Source organism: Streptomyces ovatisporus, from assembly GCF_042653885.1.
In the GTDB taxonomy this organism is placed as follows: domain Bacteria; phylum Actinomycetota; class Actinomycetes; order Streptomycetales; family Streptomycetaceae; genus Streptomyces; species Streptomyces ovatisporus.
Window position 1 is genome coordinate 38,856 of the sequence record NZ_JBHSFH010000001.1, and the last position, 20,796, is coordinate 59,651.

A 20,796-nucleotide genomic window follows, 5' to 3' on the forward strand; every position below is an offset into this window, starting at 1 on the left:
CCTACCAGGCCCAGATCTACACCTACGCGTCGCGGCTGCGGCAGCATCTGGAGAACCATGCGGAGATCATCCGCAAGGGTTCCGGTTACATGCTGCGGATCGTCTCCGGGCGATTCGACTACGGCGAGTTCTACGCCCTTTCCCGTGCGGGCCACACCGAATTACGGGAGATGCGGTACGAGCAGGCGGCGGTCTCGCTGCGGACCGCTCTCGACCTGTGGCGGGGTCCCACTCTCACGGATGTGACGGAGCATCTGGAGGAGTCCGAGCGACCCAGCATCGAGGAGGCGTACATGGAGACGCTGGAGAGCCGCATCTCGGCGGATCTCGCGCTCGGCAAGCACGTGCAGATCATCTCGGAGCTGGTCGGACTCGTCCGCGCGCACCCTCTGCGGGAGCGTCTGCGGGCCCAGTTGATGGTGGCCCTCTACGCGAGCGACCGGCAGGCGGACGCCTTCGCCGTCTTCCACCAGGGCCGGCAGCAGCTCGGCGAGGAACTCGGTGTGGACCCCGGCGCGGCGCTCCGCCACACCTACCAGGCGATACTCGACGGCAGCGTCGACGCCTTCAACCCCGCGACCTTCGACGTGGCACAGGATCACGTCCTGCTCGGCGATCTGCTTCCCCGTCACTCCACGCCGCTCGTGGGGTCGGCGGCTCATCCGTGACGGGGCTCGCTCCCGGACGGCGGTTCACCCGTAGCGCTTCATCTCGCTGAAGAAATCCGGGACGGTCTGCAGCGCACCCTCGCCGTCGATCTGGTCGTAGATGTACTTCGCCACCGCCAGGTCGAGCACTCCCAGGCCGAACGGAGAGAAGATCGCGGGCAGGCCGGGTGGGCAGTCGGCCTGCCCGGTCAGCACGTCGAAGAGCGTCCCGGCGACGAAATCCCTGTTCCCGACGCGCTGTTCGGTCAGGTGGAGCGAGGTGTTCGCCTTCATGCAGTGCTCGACGTCGTCCGTGATGTTGTGGGAGGCGAGCACGATCTCCGGTGAAAGATCGCGCAGGGAGACGTGCAGCACCAGCGGATTGTGGGCGAACCACGCGGGGTCGGAGACGTGCGGCGCTCCCGCCACGGTGGCGAAGACGATCAGGTCGGAGGACTTGATCAGGCTTTCGGCCGTGCTGTGCACCGTGACACGGCCGTCCGCCGTCCGTTCGAGACAGCCGCGGAAGCCCGCGGCGTGCTCCGCGGAGAGGTCGTGGATCCCCAGCTCGTCGAAGGCGAAACCGTTCGCGGCGAGATAGGTGTGGATGTAGCGCGCGATGAGCCCGGTGCCGACGAAGCCCACACGTGCCGGACGGGAGCCTCTCCGTTTGCTCAGTTCCACCGCGGCGAGAGCAGCTGAGGCAGCGGTGCGTGCCGCGCTGATGACGGAACTCTCCATGCAGGCGAACGGATAGCCCGTGCGTACATCGTTGAGAATCAGCACCGCGGAGGCACGCGGGATTCCTTCGGCGACGTTCTCGGGAAAACTGGAAATCCACTTCATCCCGTGCACGTCGACCTCGCCCTGAACCGATGCGGGCAGCGCGATGATCCGCGAGGAGGGGCGGTCGGGGAACGCGAGGAAGTAGGAGTCCGGATTCACCGTCCGGCCTTCACCGTGCAACCGGTAGGCGTATTCGACGATACGGGTGACTTTCTCCTCCTTTCCACTGACGGCCTCGAGGATCTGTGCGCCCGGGACGACGCTGAAGGACGGGGATGCAGAAGGGTTCACGTGCACGCTCACTGACTGCCTTTCTCTCGGTGGCCCGGCAGCCTCTACGCCTTTTCCGCAGGGCTGAGTTCGTTCGTGCTGTTCCAGGTGGCTTCGAATTCCGCATGCCGGAGCTGCTCCTCCGACGTCACCTCGATCCGCCGCACCGCCCGGCGCAGAAGGGGCGGGCACATGAGTGAGGTGGCGACCGCGATCAGCACGATCACCGTGTACATCTCGGTGCTGAGCACGCCCAGACGCAGGCCGACCAGCGCCAGAACCACCTCGACGACGCCGCGGGCGTTCATGCCGGCGCCCAGTGCGACCGCTTCCCACCGGCCGAGGCCGCTGGTCCACGCGCCGACGAAGGCGCCGGCGAACTTGCCCACGGTCGCGACCAGCAGCAGGACCAGCGCCGTCAGCAGCACTTCGGGGTCGGCCAGCGCTGTCAGGTCCATCCGCAGCCCGGCGGCGGCGAAGAAGACCGGCGCGAGCACGGCGACGACGAACGTACGCAGCGGAGCCAGCCGCGTGAGCACGTCCTTCCCGGACGTGCGGATGAGGATGCCTGCGATCAGAGCGCCGAACACGGCCTCCATGCCCAGCATGTGGGCCGTCACGCTGAAGACGAGGACGATCACGACGGCCGTCCCGAGCGTCACCCCGGGATCGGCCCGCTCGACCGTGCCCGTCATGACCTTGCGTACGAGCGGACTTCCGATCAGCGCGGCACCGGCGACGAAGACCAGGACGAGGACGACGGTCCCGGCGAGCGCGGCCCACTGGAGCCCCGACGTGACCATGGTGGCGACCGCGGAGAGTGCGACCCAGCCCAGCACGTCGTCCACCGCGCCCGAGACGAGGATGAGCTGGCCCACGTTGCGGTGCATCAGCCCCATGTCCATGAGCGTCTTGGCGAGCACCGTGATGGCGGTCATGCACATCGCGATGCCGAGGAACACCGCGAAGACCGTACGCTCGACGCCCTCCACGAGGAGCGAACCGGGCACCAGCATCCCCGCGCCGACCCCCAGGAGGAGCGGGACGAAGAAGCCGGGCAGGCTCACCCGCGCGACCGTGGCCTTCCTGCGCCGTGCCATCCGGGCGTCGATCTGCAGCCCGGTCACCCCGACCAGCAGGACGACGCCGAACTGGCCGAAGGCGTCCAGCAGATGGAACTGCTCGGGCGCGGCGGGGAACAGCCGCGCGTGCACGGCGGGCAGCACCGGAGCGAGCACGGACGGGCCGAGCACGACACCGGTGAGCAGCTCGCCCACGATGGGCGGCAGCGAGAGCCGGACCGCGAGCCGGCCCAGGAGTGTCGCCACCAGCAGCAACAGCCCGATCTGGAGCAGGAACAAGGGCAGCGCGTGCCCGTCCATGGGCGGTACGGGCCCCTGCGCTGTCACCACGGATCCTCCCCGGATCGGTACAAGGTCCAAAAGCCGTCGTGGAGCTGTGGGGTGCCTCAGTCGCTCATGGCCACCAGGACGCGGCGGGGTCCTGTGAACGGCCGGCGGCCGTGGCCCACGAGCATGTTGTCGACGAGCAGCAGGTCCCCGGTCTGCCAGTCGACGTCCACCGCGCATTCCAGGCCCCGGTCGCGCACCTGCGTGATGTGGTCCGCCGGGATGGGAGAGCCGTCGGCGAAGCTGACCGACTGCGGCAGGTCCTGCTCCGGCATGATCCGGTGCAGTGCCGCCGCCGTCTCGTCACCGAGACCCGCGACGTGCCACTGATCGGCCTGGTTGAACCAGACTTCCGTGCCGGTGACGGGGTGCCGGGCCGTGGAGGGGCGTTCCTGGCTGACGCGCAGTCCGCCGTCCTTCTTCCACTCGTACTCGGCGCCGGTGCCGTCGAGGAACGCCTCGACGTCCTCCCGGGAGCCGGTCTCGAAGGTGTCCTGCCAGCTCTTGCCGAAGCCCGTGCCGCCGTGCAGGTTCTGCCGGTACCGCACGCCGCCGGCGAACCGCTCCCTGACTTCCGGGTCGAGCGCCTCCAGCCAGCGCACACCGTCGACGACGGGTGTCGCCCCGCCCGTCGCCGGCGCCCGGTCGCAGAAGAAGAGCAGCCTGGCCGGCCAACTGTGCGCGTAGCTCATCTCGTTGTGCATCGAGATGGTGAACTCGGGCGGGTACTCGGTCGAGGTGTAGACGTTCTGCCCCACCTTCGTGCGCGGCGAGTTGCCGTGGACGTAGGCGAGCCGGCTGGGAAGCAGCAGGTCCATCACCTCCTCCAGCTCGGCCGGCGTGACCCGGAAGCCGCGGAAGACGAGAGCCTTCTCGCGGGTGAGGAGCGCGCCGAGTCCGTCCAGCCCCCTCAGGTGGCCGACCAGACCGTCCGGAGTCGCTGCGGCCCCGGTGCTCTCCGGGGTGATGACAAGCGGCGCCCAGTGGCTGCGATCGTCCATCCGGCTTCTCCATTCCGCGGAACGTGGTCGGTTTCGAACCCTGGAGGCCGTTCCTATATTTCTTCGCTATCCCGCCTATCGCCTCATTCCGGGGTTCCTCCGGGGCCCCTCGGGGGTTCCGCGCACGCCGCGTACCGGCCGGATGCCGTATAGGCCGTCTATAGCCCGCCTCTCCATCGTGGTCATTCCCGTGCCCCCGAGCTGATGGAGTCGAGAATGGTCGACAGGGAAGCTGTTCGGCTGCCTTTGTCCGCCGGCCAGCAGGGGGTGTGGTTCGCACATCAACTGGATACGACCGGCCAGAAGTACAACTGCGCCGAGTACCTGTCCTTCGACGGCCCGCTCGACCCGGAGCTCCTCGGCGACGCGTGGACGCTGCTGCGGGCCGAGGCCGAGGCACTGCGCATACGGGAAGTGGTGCAGGACGACGCCGGGTTGTGGCAGGTGGTGGGACCGGCGGACGCCGGCCGCCTCGCCCTGGTGGACTTCTCGGCGGACGCGGCGCCCGAGGCGGCGGCGGAACGCTGGATGCGCGACGACGTGCGACGCCCCGTCGATCTCGCTGCCGGACCGGTATCCACCTTCGCGCTGCTCAGGCTCTCGGCGGAGAGATTCTTCTTCTACTACCGCATGCATCACGTCGTCATAGACGGATTCGGCTTTCACCTTCTGGGACGGCGTCTGGCGGAAATCTATTCCGCGCTCGCCGCCGGGAAGAGCGAAGTGCCCCCGGTGGACGGTTCGTTGAAGACGCTTCTCGACGAAGAAGCCGCGTACCGCGTCTCCGGGGATTTCGCTGCCGACCGCGAATACTGGCTCAGCCGGTTCGGCGACCGGCCCGAACCTCTGCGGATGCCCGGCCGCAGGGGTGAGGGGAACGCCCTGCCCGAGGACATGCTGCGGCTGCGGCTGACCACACCCCTCCCGCAGGACGATCTGGAACTGCTGGAGAAGACGGCGTCCGCGACGGGCACCACGTGGCAGATCCTGCTGATGACGATCATCGGTGCCTACATCCACCGGGTGACCGGACGGCGCGACGTGACGATCGGGGTTCCCGTCACGGGACGGCGCAGCGTGGCGGCCCGCCGCGTCCTGGGCATGGTGACGAACAGCGTCCCCATGCGTCTGGACGTACCGCCGGGAGCCACACTGTCGCGGCTCGTACCGGAGTTCACCCGTGAGGCCGCCCGCACCCTCAAGCACGAGCGGTTCCGTCTGGAGGACCTCCAGCGTGAACTCGCCCCCGACGGCGGTGTGGGCTCCCTGCTCGGCCCGATCGTCAACCTCATGCCGTTCGGAGCTCCGCTGCGGTTCGGCGGGACAACCGCCACCAGCCACAACCTCGCCTTCGGCCCGACCCTCGACCTGTTCATCACCGTCCGCCCCGATCCCGCCGGCGGGTCGATGTCCCTGCTGCTGGAGGGCAATCCCGAGCTGCACGACCTGGAGAGCCTCTCCGGGCACCGGGAACGCCTCCTCGCGTTCCTCTCGGGCGTCGCCGCGCAGCCCGACACCCCGGTCTCGTCCCTGGACGTGCTCGGACCGGCCGAGCGTCGGCGGCTCCTGGTGGAGCTCAACGACACGGAGGTGCCGCTCACCGACGAGACGGTGCCCGTGCTCATCGCCGGGCGAGCCGCCGAGGCCCCCGGGGCCGTCGCGCTCGTCCACGGCTCCGCCACCATGACGTACCGGGAACTGGACGTCCGCTCCGACCGGCTCGCCCGGCAGCTGACGGCCCGGGGCGTCGGCCCCGAGGACCTGGTGGCCCTCGCGCTGCCCCGCTCGCCGGGGCTGGTCGTCGCCATGCTCGGCACGCTCAGGGCGGGTGCGGCGTTCGTGCCCGTCGACACCACCTATCCCGCCGAGCGGATCGCCTACACGATCAGCGACTCCTCCCCCGCGCTGCTCATCACCTCCGCGGACGCCGAGGCCGGACTGCCGGAGGGCACGCCCCGCCTCCTGCTGGAGGACGCCCTGGCCGCGGACGTCGCGGATCAGGACCGGCCACCGGACGTGACGGCAGCGTGTGCGGCCCCGGACCACCCGGCCTACGTCATCTACACGTCGGGCTCCACGGGCTCGCCGAAGGGCGTCGCCGTCACCCACCGCGGGCTGCGCAACCTGGTCGACAACCACATCCGCCGTTACGGGCTGCACAGCGGGAGCCGTGTGCTGCAACTGGTCTCGCCCAGCTTCGACGTGGCGATGGGCGACATCTGGCCGACGCTCGCCGCGGGCGGACGTCTCGTACTGGCTCCGACGGCACAGCATGTGACGAGCGAAGTGCTGCTGGAGCTGCTGCGCACGGAGCGGGTCACCAAGGCCGCGATCCCCCCGGTCTTCCTGAGCAGGATGGCGCCGGAGGAACTGCCGGAGCTGAGCGAACTCATCACCGGTGGAGAGTCCCCTGCGCCGGACGTGGTGAGGCGCTGGGCAGCACGGCGGCGGATGTTCAACGAGTACGGGGTGACCGAGGCGACCGTCACCAGCACGGTGAGCGCGCTCGGGGCCTCCGGCACCCCGTCGATCGGCGGTCCGGTCGCCAACACGCAGGTCTACGTGCTCGACGGAGCGATGACCCCCGTACTCCCCGGCGAGCTCGGCGAGTTGTACATCGCGGGGGCCGGTCTGGCCCGCGGCTACCTGCGCCGCCCGGAGCTGACCGCGGAGCGCTTTCTGCCCTGCCCGTACGGGCCGCCCGGTGCGCGCATGTACCGCACGGGCGACCTCGTGAGGTGGCTGCCCGACGGGCAGCTCGAGTACACAGGCCGGGCCGACAGCCAGGTCAAGATCCGCGGCTTCCGTGTGGAGCCCGGCGAGGTGGAGGCCGTGCTGGCACGGCACAGCTCGGTCTCGACGGCCGTCACGGTCGTGCGGGAGGACGTACCGGGCCGCAAACAGCTGGTCAGCTACGTGCAGCCCGCGCCCGGAGCGACGGCTCCCGACCCCGACGAACTGCGGCAGTTCGCCGCACGGTCCCTCCCCGACCACATGGTGCCCGCGGCCGTGGTCGTCATGGACTCGCTGCCGGTGACCCCCAACGACAAGGTCGACCACGAGGCTCTGCCCGCACCGGACTTCTCGGCCGCCGTGGGCCGCCTGCCCGCGAACGCGCTGGAAGAGACGTTGTGCGGGCTGTTCGCCGAAGTGCTCGGGGTGGACGTGTGCACCGTCGAGGACTCCTTCTTCGACCGGGGCGGCGACAGCATCACCGCTCTCCAGCTCATCGCCAGGGCACACCGGTCGGGACTGCGGTTCGAGATCGCCCAGCTGTTCCGTCACCCGTCCGTCGAGGAGCTCGCGCCGCTCGTGCAGCGGGAGGCGGAGCCCGGCCCGGCACCGGAGGGCGTGGATGCCGGGATCGGCCCGGTGCCCGTCACCCCGGCGATCTCCGGGCCGGCGCGAGGGCTGCGGAGACCGGAGGACGCCGGCGCCGAATCGCTGCTCCTCCGGCTGCCGCCCGCCGTGGGCTACGCCGAAGCAGCGCAGATCGTGCGGGCGCTGGTGGACCACCACGACGCGCTGCGGATGCAGATGCGTGTCACGGACGGAGGCGGCTGGGAGGCGCGGACCCTGCCCGCCGGAACCTTCGGCGCCGGCTCCCTCGTGACCCGCGCGGCGGACCCGGGCGACCTGCGGACCGAACTGGCCGCCGCACAGGCCCGGTTGTCCCCCGCAGAGGGCCTGATGGTGCAGGCGGTCTTCCTCGGACCCGGGAACGGCCACGCAGCCCGTCTGCTGCTCGTGGCCCACCGACTCGTGGTGGACGCCGAGTCGTGGCGCATCCTTCTGGCGGATCTGGCTTCGGCGTGGACGGACGTGGCGGCGGGCAGAGCGGTCCGGCTCGATCCGGTCGTCACCCCGCTGCGGACCTGGGCGCGACGCCTCTCCGGTGCGGCGTCCGGCAGCGCCGGGCCCGGGGGTGCGGGCGCCCCGGCGCCGCCGGGCGCGGAGACCGGGCCCCGCCGGAGCATGCGCATGACTCTCCCCGCACTGGAGGTGCTCACCGCCCTTCCCCGTCTCTACCGGGCCACGGCCGGCGAAGTGCTGGCGACCGGGCTGGCGTTGGCGTACGCGCAGTGTTCGGACGGACCGGCGTCCGGCGTCGGCGCGGACGACGGTGTGCGGATGGAGCTCCAGCGCAGTGGACGGGACGGAGCGCCCCCGTACACCGGTCTCGAGCGGACCGTGGGGCACCTCACGGAGACGGCGACCGCACGGCTCGACCCTGCGGTGCGAGTGACCTGGGGCGACGTGTGCAGCGGCGCGGACACCCTCGCACCGGCGCTCAAGGCGGCCAAGGAACAGCTGCGCGCAGCCGTGCCCTCCCCGGCCGTGCCCTGCTCACCCGACGGCGTGCGGCCGCCCGTCGACGAGCTGGAGGGGCACGCGCCCGTCGAACCCCAACTGGCCCTGCACCACCGTGATCTGCTGCCCGGGGCGGGCACGAAGGGTGCGGTCCGGGACGGGGAGTGGCTGCCGGCCGGCGGTCCGGGCGGCTTCTGCTTCGACGGGGGCCCGGCCGCGCCCGCCCCCCGTGTGCCCACCTTCACCACCGTCGGATACGACGCGGGCGCCGGGCTCGAACTGGACGTCACGGCGGTCTGGGACGGGGACCGGTACACCGACCGGGACATGGAGCGTCTCCTCGTCCTCTGGCGTACCGCCCTCGACGGCCTCACCTCGCACGGCACTTCGCCCCGCGCCGGCGGGCTCACCCCCTCCGACGTGCCTCTCGTGCCGCTGGAACAGGCCGAGCTGGACCTGCTGGCCGACACGCACCCGGGCATGTCGGACGTGCTTCCGCTGACCCCGCTCCAGGAGGGCCTGCTCTTCCACAACCTGCTCTCCGAGCACGGCGTCGACGCGTACGCCGCGCAGCTGCGGTTCGACCTGGAGGGCCCCCTGGACGCCGCGGCGTTGAAGGACGCGGCAGCCGCACTGCTGCGGCGGCACGCGGGCCTGCGCGCGGCGTTCCGGCAGCCGGACACCGGGCCCCCCTTCCAGATCGTCTGCGACGCCGACCACGTCGGACTGCCCTGGGAGGAACGCAATCTCGCACACCTCCCGGAGAGCGACCGCGAGGCGGAGATGCTGCGCCTCGCGGCGGACGAGCGCAGCCGCAGGTTCGGGATGGCGGCTCCGCCGCTGCTGCGCTTCCTGCTGCTGAAGGCCGGGCCGGACCGGCACAGGCTGCTGCTGACGGCACACCACATCCTGTGGGACGGCTGGTCGACCTCGATCCTCGTGCCGGAACTGTTCACCCTCTACGCCCGCCGGGGCGACGCCTCCGCACTCCCCGGGGTGACACCGCACCGCGACTACCTCGTCTGGCTCTCGGGCCAGGACAGGACGGCGTCGCAGCAGGCCTGGGCCGCCGCCCTGGAGGACCTGCCCGGACCCACGTACGTCGCGGACTGCGGGCTCCCCCCGGCGCAGGAGCAGCAGCACCACGTGACGCGCGAGCTGGACGCCGAGTTCACCGGAGCCCTCAGCGAGAGCGTCCTGGCACACGGCATCACCCTCGGCACCGCGGTGCAGGGCGCGTGGGGGCTGATGCTCTCCCGGATGACGGGAAGCGAGGACGTGGTCTTCGGGGCCTCCGTCTCGGGACGGCCGCCCCGGCTGCCCGGCGTGGAGAACATCGTCGGTCTGCTCACCAACACGGTCCCCGTCCGGCTGCGGCTCCGCGCCGGTGAACCGCTCACGGCGATGCTCGCGCGGCTCCAGGAGGAGCAGTTGTCGCTCGTGCCGCACCATCACCTCCCGCTCGGCGAGATCCAGCGGCAGGCGGCGGGCCCGCGCGGCCGGCCGGGCCTCGCCTACAGCGGCGGCGCTCTCTTCGACACGGCTGTGACGGTCGTCAACTACGCCATGGAGCCCGCCGAACCGGCCGCGCGGGGCGGACTGCGGCTGGCCGGCTTCGACGTCGAGGACGGGACGCACTACCCGCTCCGGCTGGCCGCCGTGCCCGGCCGGGCGCTCACCCTGCGGATCGGCTACCGGCCCGACGTCTTCTCCCGCAAGCAGGCGGGACGTCTGCTCGACGGGCTGGTCGGCACGCTCGGCGCGGTCGCCGGCCGGTCTTGAAGGCCGCACCCGACAGCCGGTCCTGAAGGCCCGCACCCGAGAGCCGGTCCTGGACGCCGGCCCCCGCACGACCCACTCATCGCACCGAGGAGGCGAGGCGACCTTGCGGACGCCCGACGTATTCATCAAAGGGCTCGGAGTCTTTCTGCCCCGCACGGTCCCCGTGGAAGAGGCCGTGAGCGAGGGCCGCTACCCCGCCCTGGAGGCCGAAATCCACGAGCTGGCCGGCGCCGCGGTGGCCGGTGGGACCCCCGCGCCGGAGATGGCACTCCGAGCGGCGCAGGAGGCGTACAAGCGCTGCGGCCACCGGCCGGGCGACACCGACCTGCTGCTCTACGCCGACTCCTGGCACCAGGGACCCGACGGCTGGCAGCCGCAGTACTACCTGCAACGCCACCTCGTGGGCAACGAGGCGCTGGCCGTCGAGGTCCGCCAGGGCTGCAACGGCATGTTCGGGGCGCTGGAACTGGGCGCCGCCTATCTGCGCGGACGACCCGGGACGGCGGACGGCGAACGGGCCCCGGCAGCGCTGCTCGTCGCCTCCGACAACTTCGGCACTCCGATGATGGACCGCTGGAACATGGGGCCCGGTTACGTGGCCGGCGACGCCGCCAGCGCGGTCCTCCTCACCACCGAGCCGTCGTTCGCGCAGCTCGCGGCGGTCGGGTCCGTCGCGGTGTCGGAGGCGGAGCAGATGCACCGGGGCGCCGAACCGCTCTTCCCGCCCGGTCCGACCGTGGGCCGGGCGCTGGATTTCCGCGCCCGCAACGCCGAGTTCAAGGAAGCGGCCCTCGCGGACGGCTCCGGTACGGGGGCGCTGGTGAAGGTCCACGGCATGACGCTGGAACTCGTCGAACGGACGCTGTCCGAGGCGGGCATCGGGATGTCCGACGTCACGCGGGTCGCCTACATGAACTACTCCCGGGAGATCGTCGAACAGCGCTGCATGGCCGCGCTGGGCCTCCCCATGGAGAAGTCGGTCTGGGAGTTCGGCCGGACGGTCGGCCACCTCGGCGCCAGCGACCAGACCGTCTCGCTGGACCATCTGCTGTCCGCGGGCGAACTGCCCCCCGGCAGCCACCTGTTGATGCTGGGCGTCGGCCCCGGCGTCACCCTCTCCTGCGCGGTCGTGCGGATCGTGCACACCCCTCCGTGGTGCAGTTGACAAGGCAAGGAGACCAAGTCGTGCCTACCCCAGATGCCAAGAGCGACAGCCCGGCGCCGGCTGACGCCTCCCCACCGACGTCCACCCCGGAGCCGGTGGCCGTGATCGGCGCCGGCTGCCGTCTCGCGGGCGACGCGGACTCCCCCGGCGCCTTCTGGGACCTGCTGCTCTCGGGCCGTGACGGCATCGGTGAGATGCCCCAGGACCGCTGGGCGGGCTACCGCGGCCTCGGCCCGGAACACGCGGCCGTGGTCCGCCGCGCCGACATCCCCGGCGGGTTCATCAGGGACGTCGAGGGTTTCGACGCCGCCTTCTTCGGACTGACGCCCCGCGAGGCGGAGTTGATGGACCCGCAGCAGCGGCTGCTCCTCGAGGTGGTGTGGGAAGCGCTGGAACACGCCGGTGTTCCCCCGCAGGACCTCGCGGGCGGGGACACCGGCGTGTTCGTCGGCATCGGCTCGGACGACTACGGCAGGCGGCTGCTGGAGGACCTCCCCAAGATCGAGGCGTGGACCGGCATCGGCAGCGCCATGTGCGCGGCGGCCAACCGGATCTCGTACGCCCTGGACCTGCACGGCCCCAGCGTCGCCGTCGACACCGCCTGCTCCGCGTCGCTCGTCGCGACGCACATGGCGTGCCAGAGCCTGCGGGCGGGTGAGAGCGGGATCGCCCTCGTCGGCGGCGTCAACCTGATCATCTCGCCCGGGCTCTCCCTCACCCTGGAGTCGGCGGGCGCGACCGCGCCGGACGGGCGCTGCAAGCCCTTCGACGCCTCCGCCAACGGGTACGGGCGCGGCGAGGGCGGCGCCGTCCTGGTGCTCAAGCGGCTCGCCGACGCCCAGCGCGACGGTGACCGCGTCCTCGCCGTCATCCGCGGAAGCCACATCAGCCAGGACGGCCGCACCAACGGCATCATGGCGCCCAGCGGCGAGGCCCAGCGGCAGTTGCTGGAGGAGACCCTTCGCCGCTCGGGCGTACCGGCGTCCTCCGTCGACTACATCGAGGCGCACGGGACCGGGACCCGGCTCGGCGATCCGCTCGAAGCCGGTGCGCTCGGCGCCGTCTACGGCAAGGGGCGTCCGGACGGGCGGCCCGCGCTGCTGGGTTCCGTGAAACCCAACGTCGGCCATCTGGAGGCCGGTGCGGGCGTGGCCAGTCTGCTGAAGGCCACTCTCGCCCTCGCACACGGCGAGATTCCGCCGAGCCTCAACTACACGGAGGGCAACCCGGCCATCGACTGGGACGGCAACGGGCTGCGCGTCGTCACCGAGCGCACTCCGTGGCCGGACCGGGGACGTCCGCGCCGCGCCGGTGTGTCCGGCTTCGGCTACGGCGGCACCATCGCGCACGTCGTCCTGGAGCAGGCGCCCGAAGAGGCCGGCCCGGCACGGGCGGCGCACGGAACGCGGCAGCGGAAGCCCCGGCCGGAGAAGTCGGAGAACTCCCCCGCCCTGTACCCCGTCTCCGCCAAGTCCCCGGCCGCGCTGGCGAGTTACGCGGGCCGGCTCGCCGACTGGCTGACCGGCGAGGGCAGTACCGCCCCGCTGGACTCACTGGGGCACACCCTGGCGCTGCGCCGTTCGCACCTGGACCACCGCGCGGCGGTCGTCGCGGCCGGCCGCGACGACCTGGCCGCCAAGCTGCGGATCGTCGCCGGCGGCGAGCAGTCGCGTGAGGCGGTCGTCGCCTCACCGCCGGGCGATCCTGGCAAGGGCCTGGTGTGGGTCTTCTCCGGTCACGGCTCGCAGTGGGCCGGCATGGGACGCGAACTCCTCGCCGCGGAACCGGCGTTCGCCGAGGTCATCGACGAACTGGGCCCCGTCTTCCAGGAGGAGATCGGCTTCACGCCGCGACAGGTCCTCCTCGACGGCGACTTCGAGACCGTCGACCGCATCCAGACGATGATCTTCGCCGTGCAGCTCGGGCTCGCCGAGGTCTGGCGCTCGTACGGCGTCGAACCGGACGCCGTGATCGGCCACTCGGTGGGCGAGATCGCCGCCGCCGTCACCTGCGGCGCGCTCTCCCGAACCGACGGCGCCAAGCTGATCTGCCGCCGCTCCCGGCTGCTGCGCCGGGTCGAGGGCCGGGGCGCCATGGCCATGGCCGCCCTCTCGCTCGAGGAGACCGCACAGCGGTTGGCGGGCCGTACCGACGTGGTCGCCGCCATCTCGGCGTCCCCGGCGTCCACGGTGATCTCGGGTGACCCCGACGCGGTCGACGCGATCGTCGAGGAGTGGCAGCTGGAAGGGGTGCAGCTGCGCAGAGTGGCCTCCGACGTGGCCTTCCACAGCCCGCAGATGGACCCTCTCCTGGCCGAACTCGCGGCAGCCGCCGCGGACCTGACGCCCGGTGAGCCGCGGATACCCATGTACTCCACGGCGTCGGAGGACCCCCGCACCGCCCCCGCCGCCGACGGCCCCTACTGGGCCGCCAACCTGCGCAACACGGTACGGCTGACCTCGGCGACCCGCGCCGCCGCCGAGGACGGCTACCGGGCCTTCCTGGAGATCTCCGCGCACCCCGTCGTCGCCCACTCGCTCGGCGAGACGCTCTCGGAGGAGGGCGTCGAGGACGCGTTCGTCGGCTCGACGCTGCGGCGGGACCGGCCCGAGCCGGAGACCTTCCTCGCCGCGCTCGGAGCGGCACACGCGCACGGCGTCGCGGTGGACTGGGAACGGCTCCAGCCCACCGGCCGACTGGTCGCCCTGCCGCAGGTCGCCTGGCAGCGGCAGCCACACTGGCGCGAGACGGACTTCCCCGGGGCCGGCCAGGGCCTCCAGCACGATGTCGACGCCCATGCGCTGCTGGGCCCGGAGGTCTCCGTCTCGGGACGCTCCCTCCGGCTGTGGCGCACACTGCTGGAGGACGCCAACCGTCCGTACCCCGGGAGCCACACCATCAACGGGACGGAGATCGTCCCGGCAGCCGTGCTGATCAACACCTTCCTCGCGGCGGCCTTCGGGGACGGCGGACGACGTGGATCGCTCACCGGCATGGCGCTGCGGCTGCCGCTGACCGTCTCCGAGCGCCGTGAACTCCAGGTCGTGCACGACGAGACCGGGCTGCAGATCTCCTCCCGCACCTCCGCGGACGGCGACGGCTCGGGCGGCGCGGGCAGCTCGGGCGGCGCGGGCAGCTCATGGCTGCTCCACACGACCGCCGCCGCCGGCTCCTCCGACGGCGGACGGGCAGCACCGCGCAGGCTGCCCGCGCCGCCCGTCCCGCTGACTCCGGCAGACCCGGAGGAGATCCACAAGCACCTCGCCTCTGTCGGCGTCCCCACCATGGGCTTCGAGTGGAACGTCGAGGAACTGCTGTGCGGCGAGGGCGTGTTGCACGCCCGGGTGCGGGCAGAGCAGCCGGAGAGGGCGCCTGCGACATGGGCTCCCGTACTCGACGCGGCTCTCTCGATCGCGCCGTCCGCGTATCCGGGACCCCCGACGCTGCGGATGGTGGCAGCTCTGTCAGGGGTACGGGCGGAGGGAGACCCTCTGTCGGTGGCCGACATCCGTGTCGTCCACGACCCGTCCGAGGACGCCGTCGACGTCCTCGTCGCCGACGCCGAAGGGAAGGTGCTCCTCAGCCTCGACGGAGTCCGCTACGGGAGCATCGGCCAGAACACCGTCGCCGCCGCACCGCCCCAGGACCTCGTGCACGAAGTGGCGTGGCGGCCATGGGAGTCGCCGTCGGAGGGCACCCGGGCCCGTACCGCCGAGGACGTCGTCCTCGTCGGAGACGCCGGCAGCGCACTGGCGAAGGCTCTCCGCGCGCAGCTCTCGGCGGCCGGCGCGGACCTCCGTACCGTCGAGGACGCCGCAGAGCTCAGCGCCCTCGCCGAACTCGGCGAATCCACCGATGTGCTGGTCCTGCCGCCCGCCTCCCCCGCAGAGCTCTCCCCGCCGGAGGCCGCCGCGGCAGCCGCGTCGGTGCTTCTGGGGGCCGCCCGGCAGCTGGCCGGGCGCGATTCGGTGGCGTTCCCCAGGCTGTGGCTCCTGACGGCCGGCGTGCGGGAGGGCCGGGAGGCCGCCTCGCTCGCGCACTCCCCCCTGTGGGGCCTGGGCAGGGTCGTCGCGGGCGAACACGGCGAGTTGTGGGGCGGGATCGTCGATCTCCCGGCGGACGCCCCCGCCGGGGCGGCCGGCCCGCTCCTCGACGTCCTCCGGGCGGCACCGCGGGAAGACGTCCTGAGCCTGCGCGACGGCGCCGTCGAGACCGCACGGCTGGTCCCCACGGAACGGGACGCCACGGGCGAGGCGGTGACCTGCCGGGCCGACGGCACGTACCTGATCACCGGCGGTCTGGGCGTACTGGGCCTGGAGGTCGCCCGGTGGCTGGCCGGACGGGGCGCCCGGCGCCTGGTCCTCGCCGGCAGGAGGGGACTGCCGCCACGTTCGGAGTGGGAGTCCGTCACCGACGAGCAGGTGCTCCGTCACATCGCCGGCGTGCGGGCGCTGGAGGCTCTGGGGGTCACGGTCCGCACCGTGGCTCTCGACGTCGCCGACCCCGCGGAGGCCCGGCGGCTGCTCGCACCCGACGCGCTGGGAATGCCGCCGCTGCGGGGGATCGTGCACGCCGCGGGTGTACTCGACAACCGGCTCGTCCCGCAGACGGATGAGGAGTCCTTGCGGTACGTCATGCGTCCCAAGGCCGAAGGGGCCTGGGTGCTGCACGAGTTGTTCCCGCCGGGAAGCCTGGACTTCTTCGTTCTCTTCTCCTCCTGCGGCCAGCACCTGGGGCTGCCGGGGCAGGCGGCCTACGGCTCCGCCAACGCCTTCCTGGACGGACTGGCGCTGCACCGCAACGCCCTCGCTGCCGCCTCGGGCCGCACCGGGGACACCACGAGCTTCGCCTGGACGTCGTGGCGGGGACAGGGCATGGCGGTCAACGAGGTCGTCGACATGGAGCTGCGGGAACGAGGCGTCACCGACATCTCGCTGTCCGAGGCCTTCGCCGCCTGGGATCACGCGGCGCGCCGCGGCCCCGGTTGCTTCCCCGTACTGAGGACGGTGCCGCTGGAGGCGGGTACGGAGCGCATGCCGCTGCTCCGCGAGACCGCGACGGAGGAGACGGCGCCCGCCGGGGAACCTGAAGAAGGCATCCCGTACGGGGAGTTGGAGCCCGAAGAACTCCGGAGACGTCTTCTCGGGGAAGTCACGGAACAGATCGCCGGGGAGATGCGCCTGCCCGTCGCCTCCCTCGACGTCCGCCGGTCCCTGGTGGAACAGGGCCTGGACTCCGTGATGACGATCGTCATCCGCAGGCGCCTGGAGAAGCGGTTCGGGCGCAGGCTTCCCGCCACGCTGCTGTGGCACCAGCCGACGGTGCAGGCGATCAGCGGGCATCTGGCGGAGCTTCTGGCGCCCGCCTCCGGCCCGCAGGACGGTGAGCTCGCACCCGCGTAGGCAGTGCCTCAGGCCGTCGCCAGGACGCCCTCCATCCCGCCCGTGGGGAAGGAGGGCGTCCTGCTGTGCGCGGGCCGTCCGCGTGGCCCCGCACCGGCACGTCCGCAACTCACCCCGTCCCGCCGGAAGTTGACGGCTCACCTCATGGAGGCGCGACTGGTTCCCCCGCCCGCGAAGTGGTGCGGCACCGCCCGCTCACGGCACGACGGCGGGACGGCCGGCGGGCCCTGCCGTCCCGCCGGGCTCCGAATCCCGGCCCGTCCTCGAATACCGCCGCATCGGACCCGATTGCTTTCCGGAAAAACCGAGGTCGGGGCCACCTGCGTTTTTCGGCGGACACTTAACAGCCTTCCGGGGGTTCCCCCGTACTTCTAGTGTCGTTTTTCGTCTGGCCCTCGCAGAGTTACTGGATTGGGGACACGTATGCTCAACAGAGTTGTGATCGTGGGCGGCGGAACGGCGGGGTGGATGACCGCCTCGTATTTCAAGGCCGCATTCGGTGACCGGATCGACATCACACTGGTGGAGTCCGGAAACGTCGGCTCCGTCGGAGTCGGCGAGGCCACGTTCAGCGACATCCGTCACTTCTTCGAGTTCCTGGGGCTCAAGGAGAAGGACTGGATGCCGGCCTGCAATGCCACGTACAAACTGGCGGTGCGCTTCGAGAACTGGCGCGAGCCGGGCCACTACTTCTACCACCCGTTCGAGCAGATGCGTTCGGTCAACGGCTTTCCGCTGACCGACTGGTGGCTCAAGGACGGCCCCACGGACAGGTTCGACAAGGACTGCTTCGTGATGCCCTCGGTCATCGACGCCGGGCTGAGCCCGCGGCGCATGGACGGCACCCTCATCGACCAGCCCTTCGACGAGGGTGCGGACGAGATGCAGGGCCTGACCATGTCGGAGCACCAGGGCAAGACCCAGTTCCCCTACGCCTACCACTTCGAGGCCGCACTGCTGGCGAAGTACCTGGCGAAGTACTCGATGGAGCGCGGCGTCAAGCACGTCGTCGACGACGTCGAGCACGTCGACCTGGACGACCGGGGCTGGATCTCCGGTGTACGGACCGCCGAACACGGCGACCTCACCGGCGACCTGTTCGTCGACTGCACCGGTTTCCGCGGACTGCTGATCAACAAGGCCCTGGAGGAGCCGTTCGTCTCCTACCAGGACACCCTTCCCAACGACAGCGCGATCGCCCTCCAGGTTCCGATGGACATGGAGAAGCGCGGCATACGCCCCTGCACCACCGCCACCGCCCAGGACGCCGGCTGGATCTGGACGATTCCGCTGCTGGGCCGCGTCGGCACCGGATACGTCTACGCCCGGGACTACCTCTCGCCGGAGGAGGCGGAGCGCACGCTGCGCGAGTTCGTCGGGCCGGCGGCCGCCGACGTCGAGGCGAACCACATCAGGATGCGCATCGGCCGCAGCCGGAACTCCTGGGTCAACAACTGCGTCGCCATCGGCCTCTCCAGCGGGTTCGTCGAGCCGCTGGAGTCGACCGGGATCTTCTTCATCCACCACGCGATCGAGCAGCTGGCGAAGAACTTCCCCGGTCCGGACTGGGACCCGGGCCGGCGCGACCGCTACAACGACGCCGTCGGTCATGTCATGGACGGGGTGCGGGAGTTCCTGGTCGTGCACTACAGGAGCGCGAAGCGGGCCGACAACCAGTACTGGCGTGACACGAAGACGCGCAAGATCCCGGACGGTGTCGCCCGGCGCATGGAGCAGTGGAAGACCCAGCTCCCCGACTCGGAGACGATCTACCCGTACTACCACGGGCTTCCCCCGTACTCGTACATGTGTGTGCTGCTCGGCATGGGCGGGATCGACCTGAAGCCCTCCCCCGCCCTCGGCCTCTCCGATCCCACCCTCGCGCAGAGGGAGTTCGAGGCGATCCGGGAGAAGACCGAGCAGCTCACGAAGACCCTGCCCAAGGCCTACGAGTACTTCTCCCAGTTGCGATGACGGAGTCCGCCGTCCGTACTCCGGTGGCGGCGCCGCCCGAGGAGTTCCGCGCGATGATGAGCGGATTCCCCACGGGCGTCACCGTCGTCACCGCAACCGACAAGAGCGCTGTGCAGTGGGGGATGACCTGCTCGTCCGTGTGCAGCGTCTCCCTGGAACCGCCCGTCCTGCTGGTCTGCCTCCGCTCCGGCAGTCCCACGCTGGACGCGGTGCTGGCCTCCGGCACCTTCGCGGTGAACCTGCTGCACTCAGGTGCACGGGCGACCGCGGAGCTCTTCGCCTCGGGCAACCCGCGCCGCTTCGAGATGGTGCCCTGGGAGTCCGGGCCGCACGCAGCCGGACCGCATCTGACCAAGGACGTCCACACCGTCGCCGACTGCGAGGTGATGCTCACCCAGCGGGTGGGCGATCACACGGCGGTCTACGGGACGGCCCGGCGCATCAGCCGCCACGGCGAAATGGCCCCGCTGCTCTACGGATTGCGGGAGTTCCGCGGCTGGCCGCGCGTCGGCACGCCGGACGGGAGCGTCGGGAACTCCTGACCGCCGGCAGCCGCCCCGCCTACCCCGCGGCGGATCTCCGCACGAGATCCGCCGCGGGTTTCGTCTCACGCAGCCGTCCGCCCAGCAGCGCCAGGCCGAGGGGAGTCACCACGTGAAGCACGGTGTTGCGCATCCTCCGCGTGGTGATCAGTCCCGACTGACGGAGTATCGCCGCGTGCTGGCTGGCGCCGGCGGAGGAGATGCCGAGACGCGCTGCGAGCTGGCCGGTGGTGCACGCGGTCGTCAGCGCGCGCAGCGCCGCGGCCCGGGTCTGTCCGACGAGCGCGCTCAGCGCCTGGGCGCTGTTGGCGGGGCTGCCCCACAGGTCGGCGGCGCGCATGGTGCCGGCGGGAGCGGCGAGGACGAGCGCGGCCATGCCGCTTCTGCGTTCGTTCTCCACGACCCGGCCCACCCTTCCCGGCAGGAAGACCGACGGGCACAGCAGCAGACCGCGCCCGTCGAGCCGGATGTCACGGTCGGGCCCGTCGTGGATCTCCAGTACCGGCGCTCTCCACACGATCTTCGGATGGAGCGTGGCGAGCAGCTGCTCGACACCTCCGGCCAGCGCTATCCGGCCCCTCGCCTCGCACTCGCTCTGCAGCTTCTCCTGGATGCGCGCCCAGTACGGATCGACGCCGCTGCGCCACACCTCCAGGGCGATGCGGGACGCGTCCGCGCTGGAGGTGAAGGGGCCCGGCCGGCGTGCCGGCCGGGCGCGCTCCAGCAGGAACAGCAGGTCGTCGGGTGCCGAGCAGACGCGCATCCGCCGGGCCGACGGCAGCACTGCCGAAGCGTTCGGGCTCAGCCGGCCGCGCACCTCCGCACGCCAGCGTGCGTAGTCCGCGTTGCCCGACCCGGCCAGCACGCCGAGGGCGAAGACTCCCTCGGCGACGGGGCCGAGGGTGGTCTGCAACCGGGTACGCGCCAGGTCGGCCGTCGTGAAGTGGATCCTCTGCATGGGTCTCGCCCCCGCTGAGTGGTGAAGGTCCGCGGACTCGCCTCACGCGTGGACCGCTCGCGGGAGGAGCCGGCCGCCGGGCGGACTCGAAGGGCCCTGGCCCCGTCCCGGCCGTCTCTTCCACGGACTCCTCCCCGGCTCCCTCCGGGTCGGGAGGGGAGCGGGGAGGAATCCGGCGTGCCGCCGCGTGTTCACAGGGGAACGGCTCTCACGGGCTGTCCGCGCTGGCGGCGTTCTCCTCCGCCGGGAGTCCGGCGAGCATCGCCGCGATGGTGCGGACGTCCCTGAAGTGTTCCGCGTCGATCTTTCCCGGTGAGACGCTCAGACCCAGCTCGTCGCGTATGAAGGTCAGCAGCAGTGCGATCCGCAGCGAGTCCAGAATTCCTGATTCCATGAGGGGCGTGGCGTCGTCCAACTCGGCCTGTGCGTCGCCCTGGAGGAATTCCTCCCCGATGAACGCCACGAGCGACGACGCGTACTCTTCTTCGGTCATCCCACTTCGCTTTCTGCGCTGACCCGGTGAGTTCCGGTGAGTGATTTCCGGTGGAT

Annotated in this window: 11 protein-coding genes; 6 read left to right on the forward strand and 5 right to left on the reverse strand. The window is 71.4% G+C overall.

Going from position 1 to position 20,796, the window contains the following annotated elements; translation table 11 throughout:
• Positions 1 to 668: AfsR/SARP family transcriptional regulator (locus ACFPA8_RS00125; protein WP_386440365.1), on the forward strand; the 668-nt coding region annotated here is incomplete at its 5' end.
• A 24-nt stretch (positions 669 to 692) separates the two neighbouring features.
• Here the strand turns inward: ACFPA8_RS00125 and sbnB are convergent.
• The 3 genes from sbnB to ACFPA8_RS00140 are packed head-to-tail and all read right to left on the reverse strand — an operon-like array spanning position 693 to position 4,113.
• Positions 693 to 1,724 carry a 2,3-diaminopropionate biosynthesis protein SbnB gene (gene sbnB, locus ACFPA8_RS00130; protein WP_386440368.1) on the reverse strand — a complete coding sequence of 344 codons (1,032 nt, stop codon included), beginning with the start codon at positions 1,722 to 1,724 and terminating at the stop codon, positions 693 to 695.
• A 44-nt stretch (positions 1,725 to 1,768) separates the two neighbouring features.
• Complete coding sequence (locus ACFPA8_RS00135) at positions 1,769 to 3,115, reverse strand: cation:proton antiporter (RefSeq protein ID WP_386440371.1); 1,347 nt, start codon at positions 3,113 to 3,115, stop codon at positions 1,769 to 1,771.
• Positions 3,116 to 3,171: 56 nt separating this feature from the next.
• Positions 3,172 to 4,113: a TauD/TfdA family dioxygenase gene (locus tag ACFPA8_RS00140; RefSeq protein ID WP_386440373.1), complete on the reverse strand. Its 942-nt coding sequence runs from the start codon at positions 4,111 to 4,113 to the stop codon at positions 3,172 to 3,174.
• 216 nt (positions 4,114 to 4,329) lie between these two features.
• Here ACFPA8_RS00140 and ACFPA8_RS00145 point away from each other — a divergent pair, with 216 nt between their 5' ends.
• The 5 genes from ACFPA8_RS00145 to ACFPA8_RS00165 all read left to right on the forward strand — a co-directional run bounded on the left by ACFPA8_RS00145 (position 4,330) and on the right by ACFPA8_RS00165 (position 19,289).
• Positions 4,330 to 10,206, forward strand: coding sequence for an amino acid adenylation domain-containing protein (locus ACFPA8_RS00145; RefSeq protein ID WP_386440376.1), 5,877 nt, complete (start codon positions 4,330 to 4,332; stop codon positions 10,204 to 10,206).
• A gap of 175 nt (positions 10,207 to 10,381) precedes the next feature.
• The gene (locus ACFPA8_RS00150; RefSeq protein WP_386440379.1) at positions 10,382 to 11,371 is read left to right on the forward strand and encodes a ketoacyl-ACP synthase III family protein; all 990 of its coding nucleotides are present in this window, start codon (positions 10,382 to 10,384) and stop codon (positions 11,369 to 11,371) included.
• A 20-nt stretch (positions 11,372 to 11,391) separates the two neighbouring features.
• On the forward strand, positions 11,392 to 16,773 hold the full coding sequence (locus ACFPA8_RS00155; RefSeq protein ID WP_386440382.1) for a type I polyketide synthase: 5,382 nt from the start codon (positions 11,392 to 11,394) through the stop codon (positions 16,771 to 16,773).
• A gap of 423 nt (positions 16,774 to 17,196) precedes the next feature.
• A complete protein-coding gene (locus ACFPA8_RS00160; protein ID WP_386440385.1) occupies positions 17,197 to 18,747 on the forward strand; it encodes a tryptophan halogenase family protein in 1,551 nt (516 codons plus the stop codon).
• Complete coding sequence (locus tag ACFPA8_RS00165) at positions 18,744 to 19,289, forward strand: flavin reductase family protein (RefSeq protein ID WP_386440387.1); 546 nt, start codon at positions 18,744 to 18,746, stop codon at positions 19,287 to 19,289. The genes ACFPA8_RS00160 and ACFPA8_RS00165 overlap by 4 nt, the downstream gene beginning before the upstream one ends.
• 19 nt (positions 19,290 to 19,308) lie before the next feature.
• Here ACFPA8_RS00165 and ACFPA8_RS00170 read toward each other — a convergent pair whose 3' ends face one another.
• Together ACFPA8_RS00170 and ACFPA8_RS00175 are read right to left on the reverse strand one after the other, a co-directional pair.
• On the reverse strand, positions 19,309 to 20,247 hold the full coding sequence (locus ACFPA8_RS00170; protein WP_386440390.1) for an ArsR/SmtB family transcription factor: 939 nt from the start codon (positions 20,245 to 20,247) through the stop codon (positions 19,309 to 19,311).
• A gap of 208 nt (positions 20,248 to 20,455) precedes the next feature.
• Positions 20,456 to 20,740: a phosphopantetheine-binding protein gene (locus tag ACFPA8_RS00175; RefSeq protein ID WP_386440393.1), complete on the reverse strand. Its 285-nt coding sequence runs from the start codon at positions 20,738 to 20,740 to the stop codon at positions 20,456 to 20,458.
• Between the last annotated feature and the right edge of the window lie 56 nt (positions 20,741 to 20,796).

Bases quoted from the DNA above. Each gene is read 5' to 3' on its own strand.
- ACFPA8_RS00140 (WP_386440373.1), bottom strand. From the start codon at position 4,113: ATGGACGATCGCAGCCACTGGGCGCCGCTTGTCATCACCCCGGAGAGC.
- ACFPA8_RS00145 (WP_386440376.1), top strand. From the start codon at position 4,330: ATGGTCGACAGGGAAGCTGTTCGGCTGCCTTTGTCCGCCGGCCAGCAG.
- ACFPA8_RS00160 (WP_386440385.1), top strand. From the start codon at position 17,197: ATGCTCAACAGAGTTGTGATCGTGGGCGGCGGAACGGCGGGGTGGATG.
- ACFPA8_RS00165 (WP_386440387.1), top strand. From the start codon at position 18,744: ATGACGGAGTCCGCCGTCCGTACTCCGGTGGCGGCGCCGCCCGAGGAG.
- ACFPA8_RS00170 (WP_386440390.1), bottom strand. From the start codon at position 20,247: ATGCAGAGGATCCACTTCACGACGGCCGACCTGGCGCGTACCCGGTTG.
- ACFPA8_RS00175 (WP_386440393.1), bottom strand. From the start codon at position 20,740: ATGACCGAAGAAGAGTACGCGTCGTCGCTCGTGGCGTTCATCGGGGAG.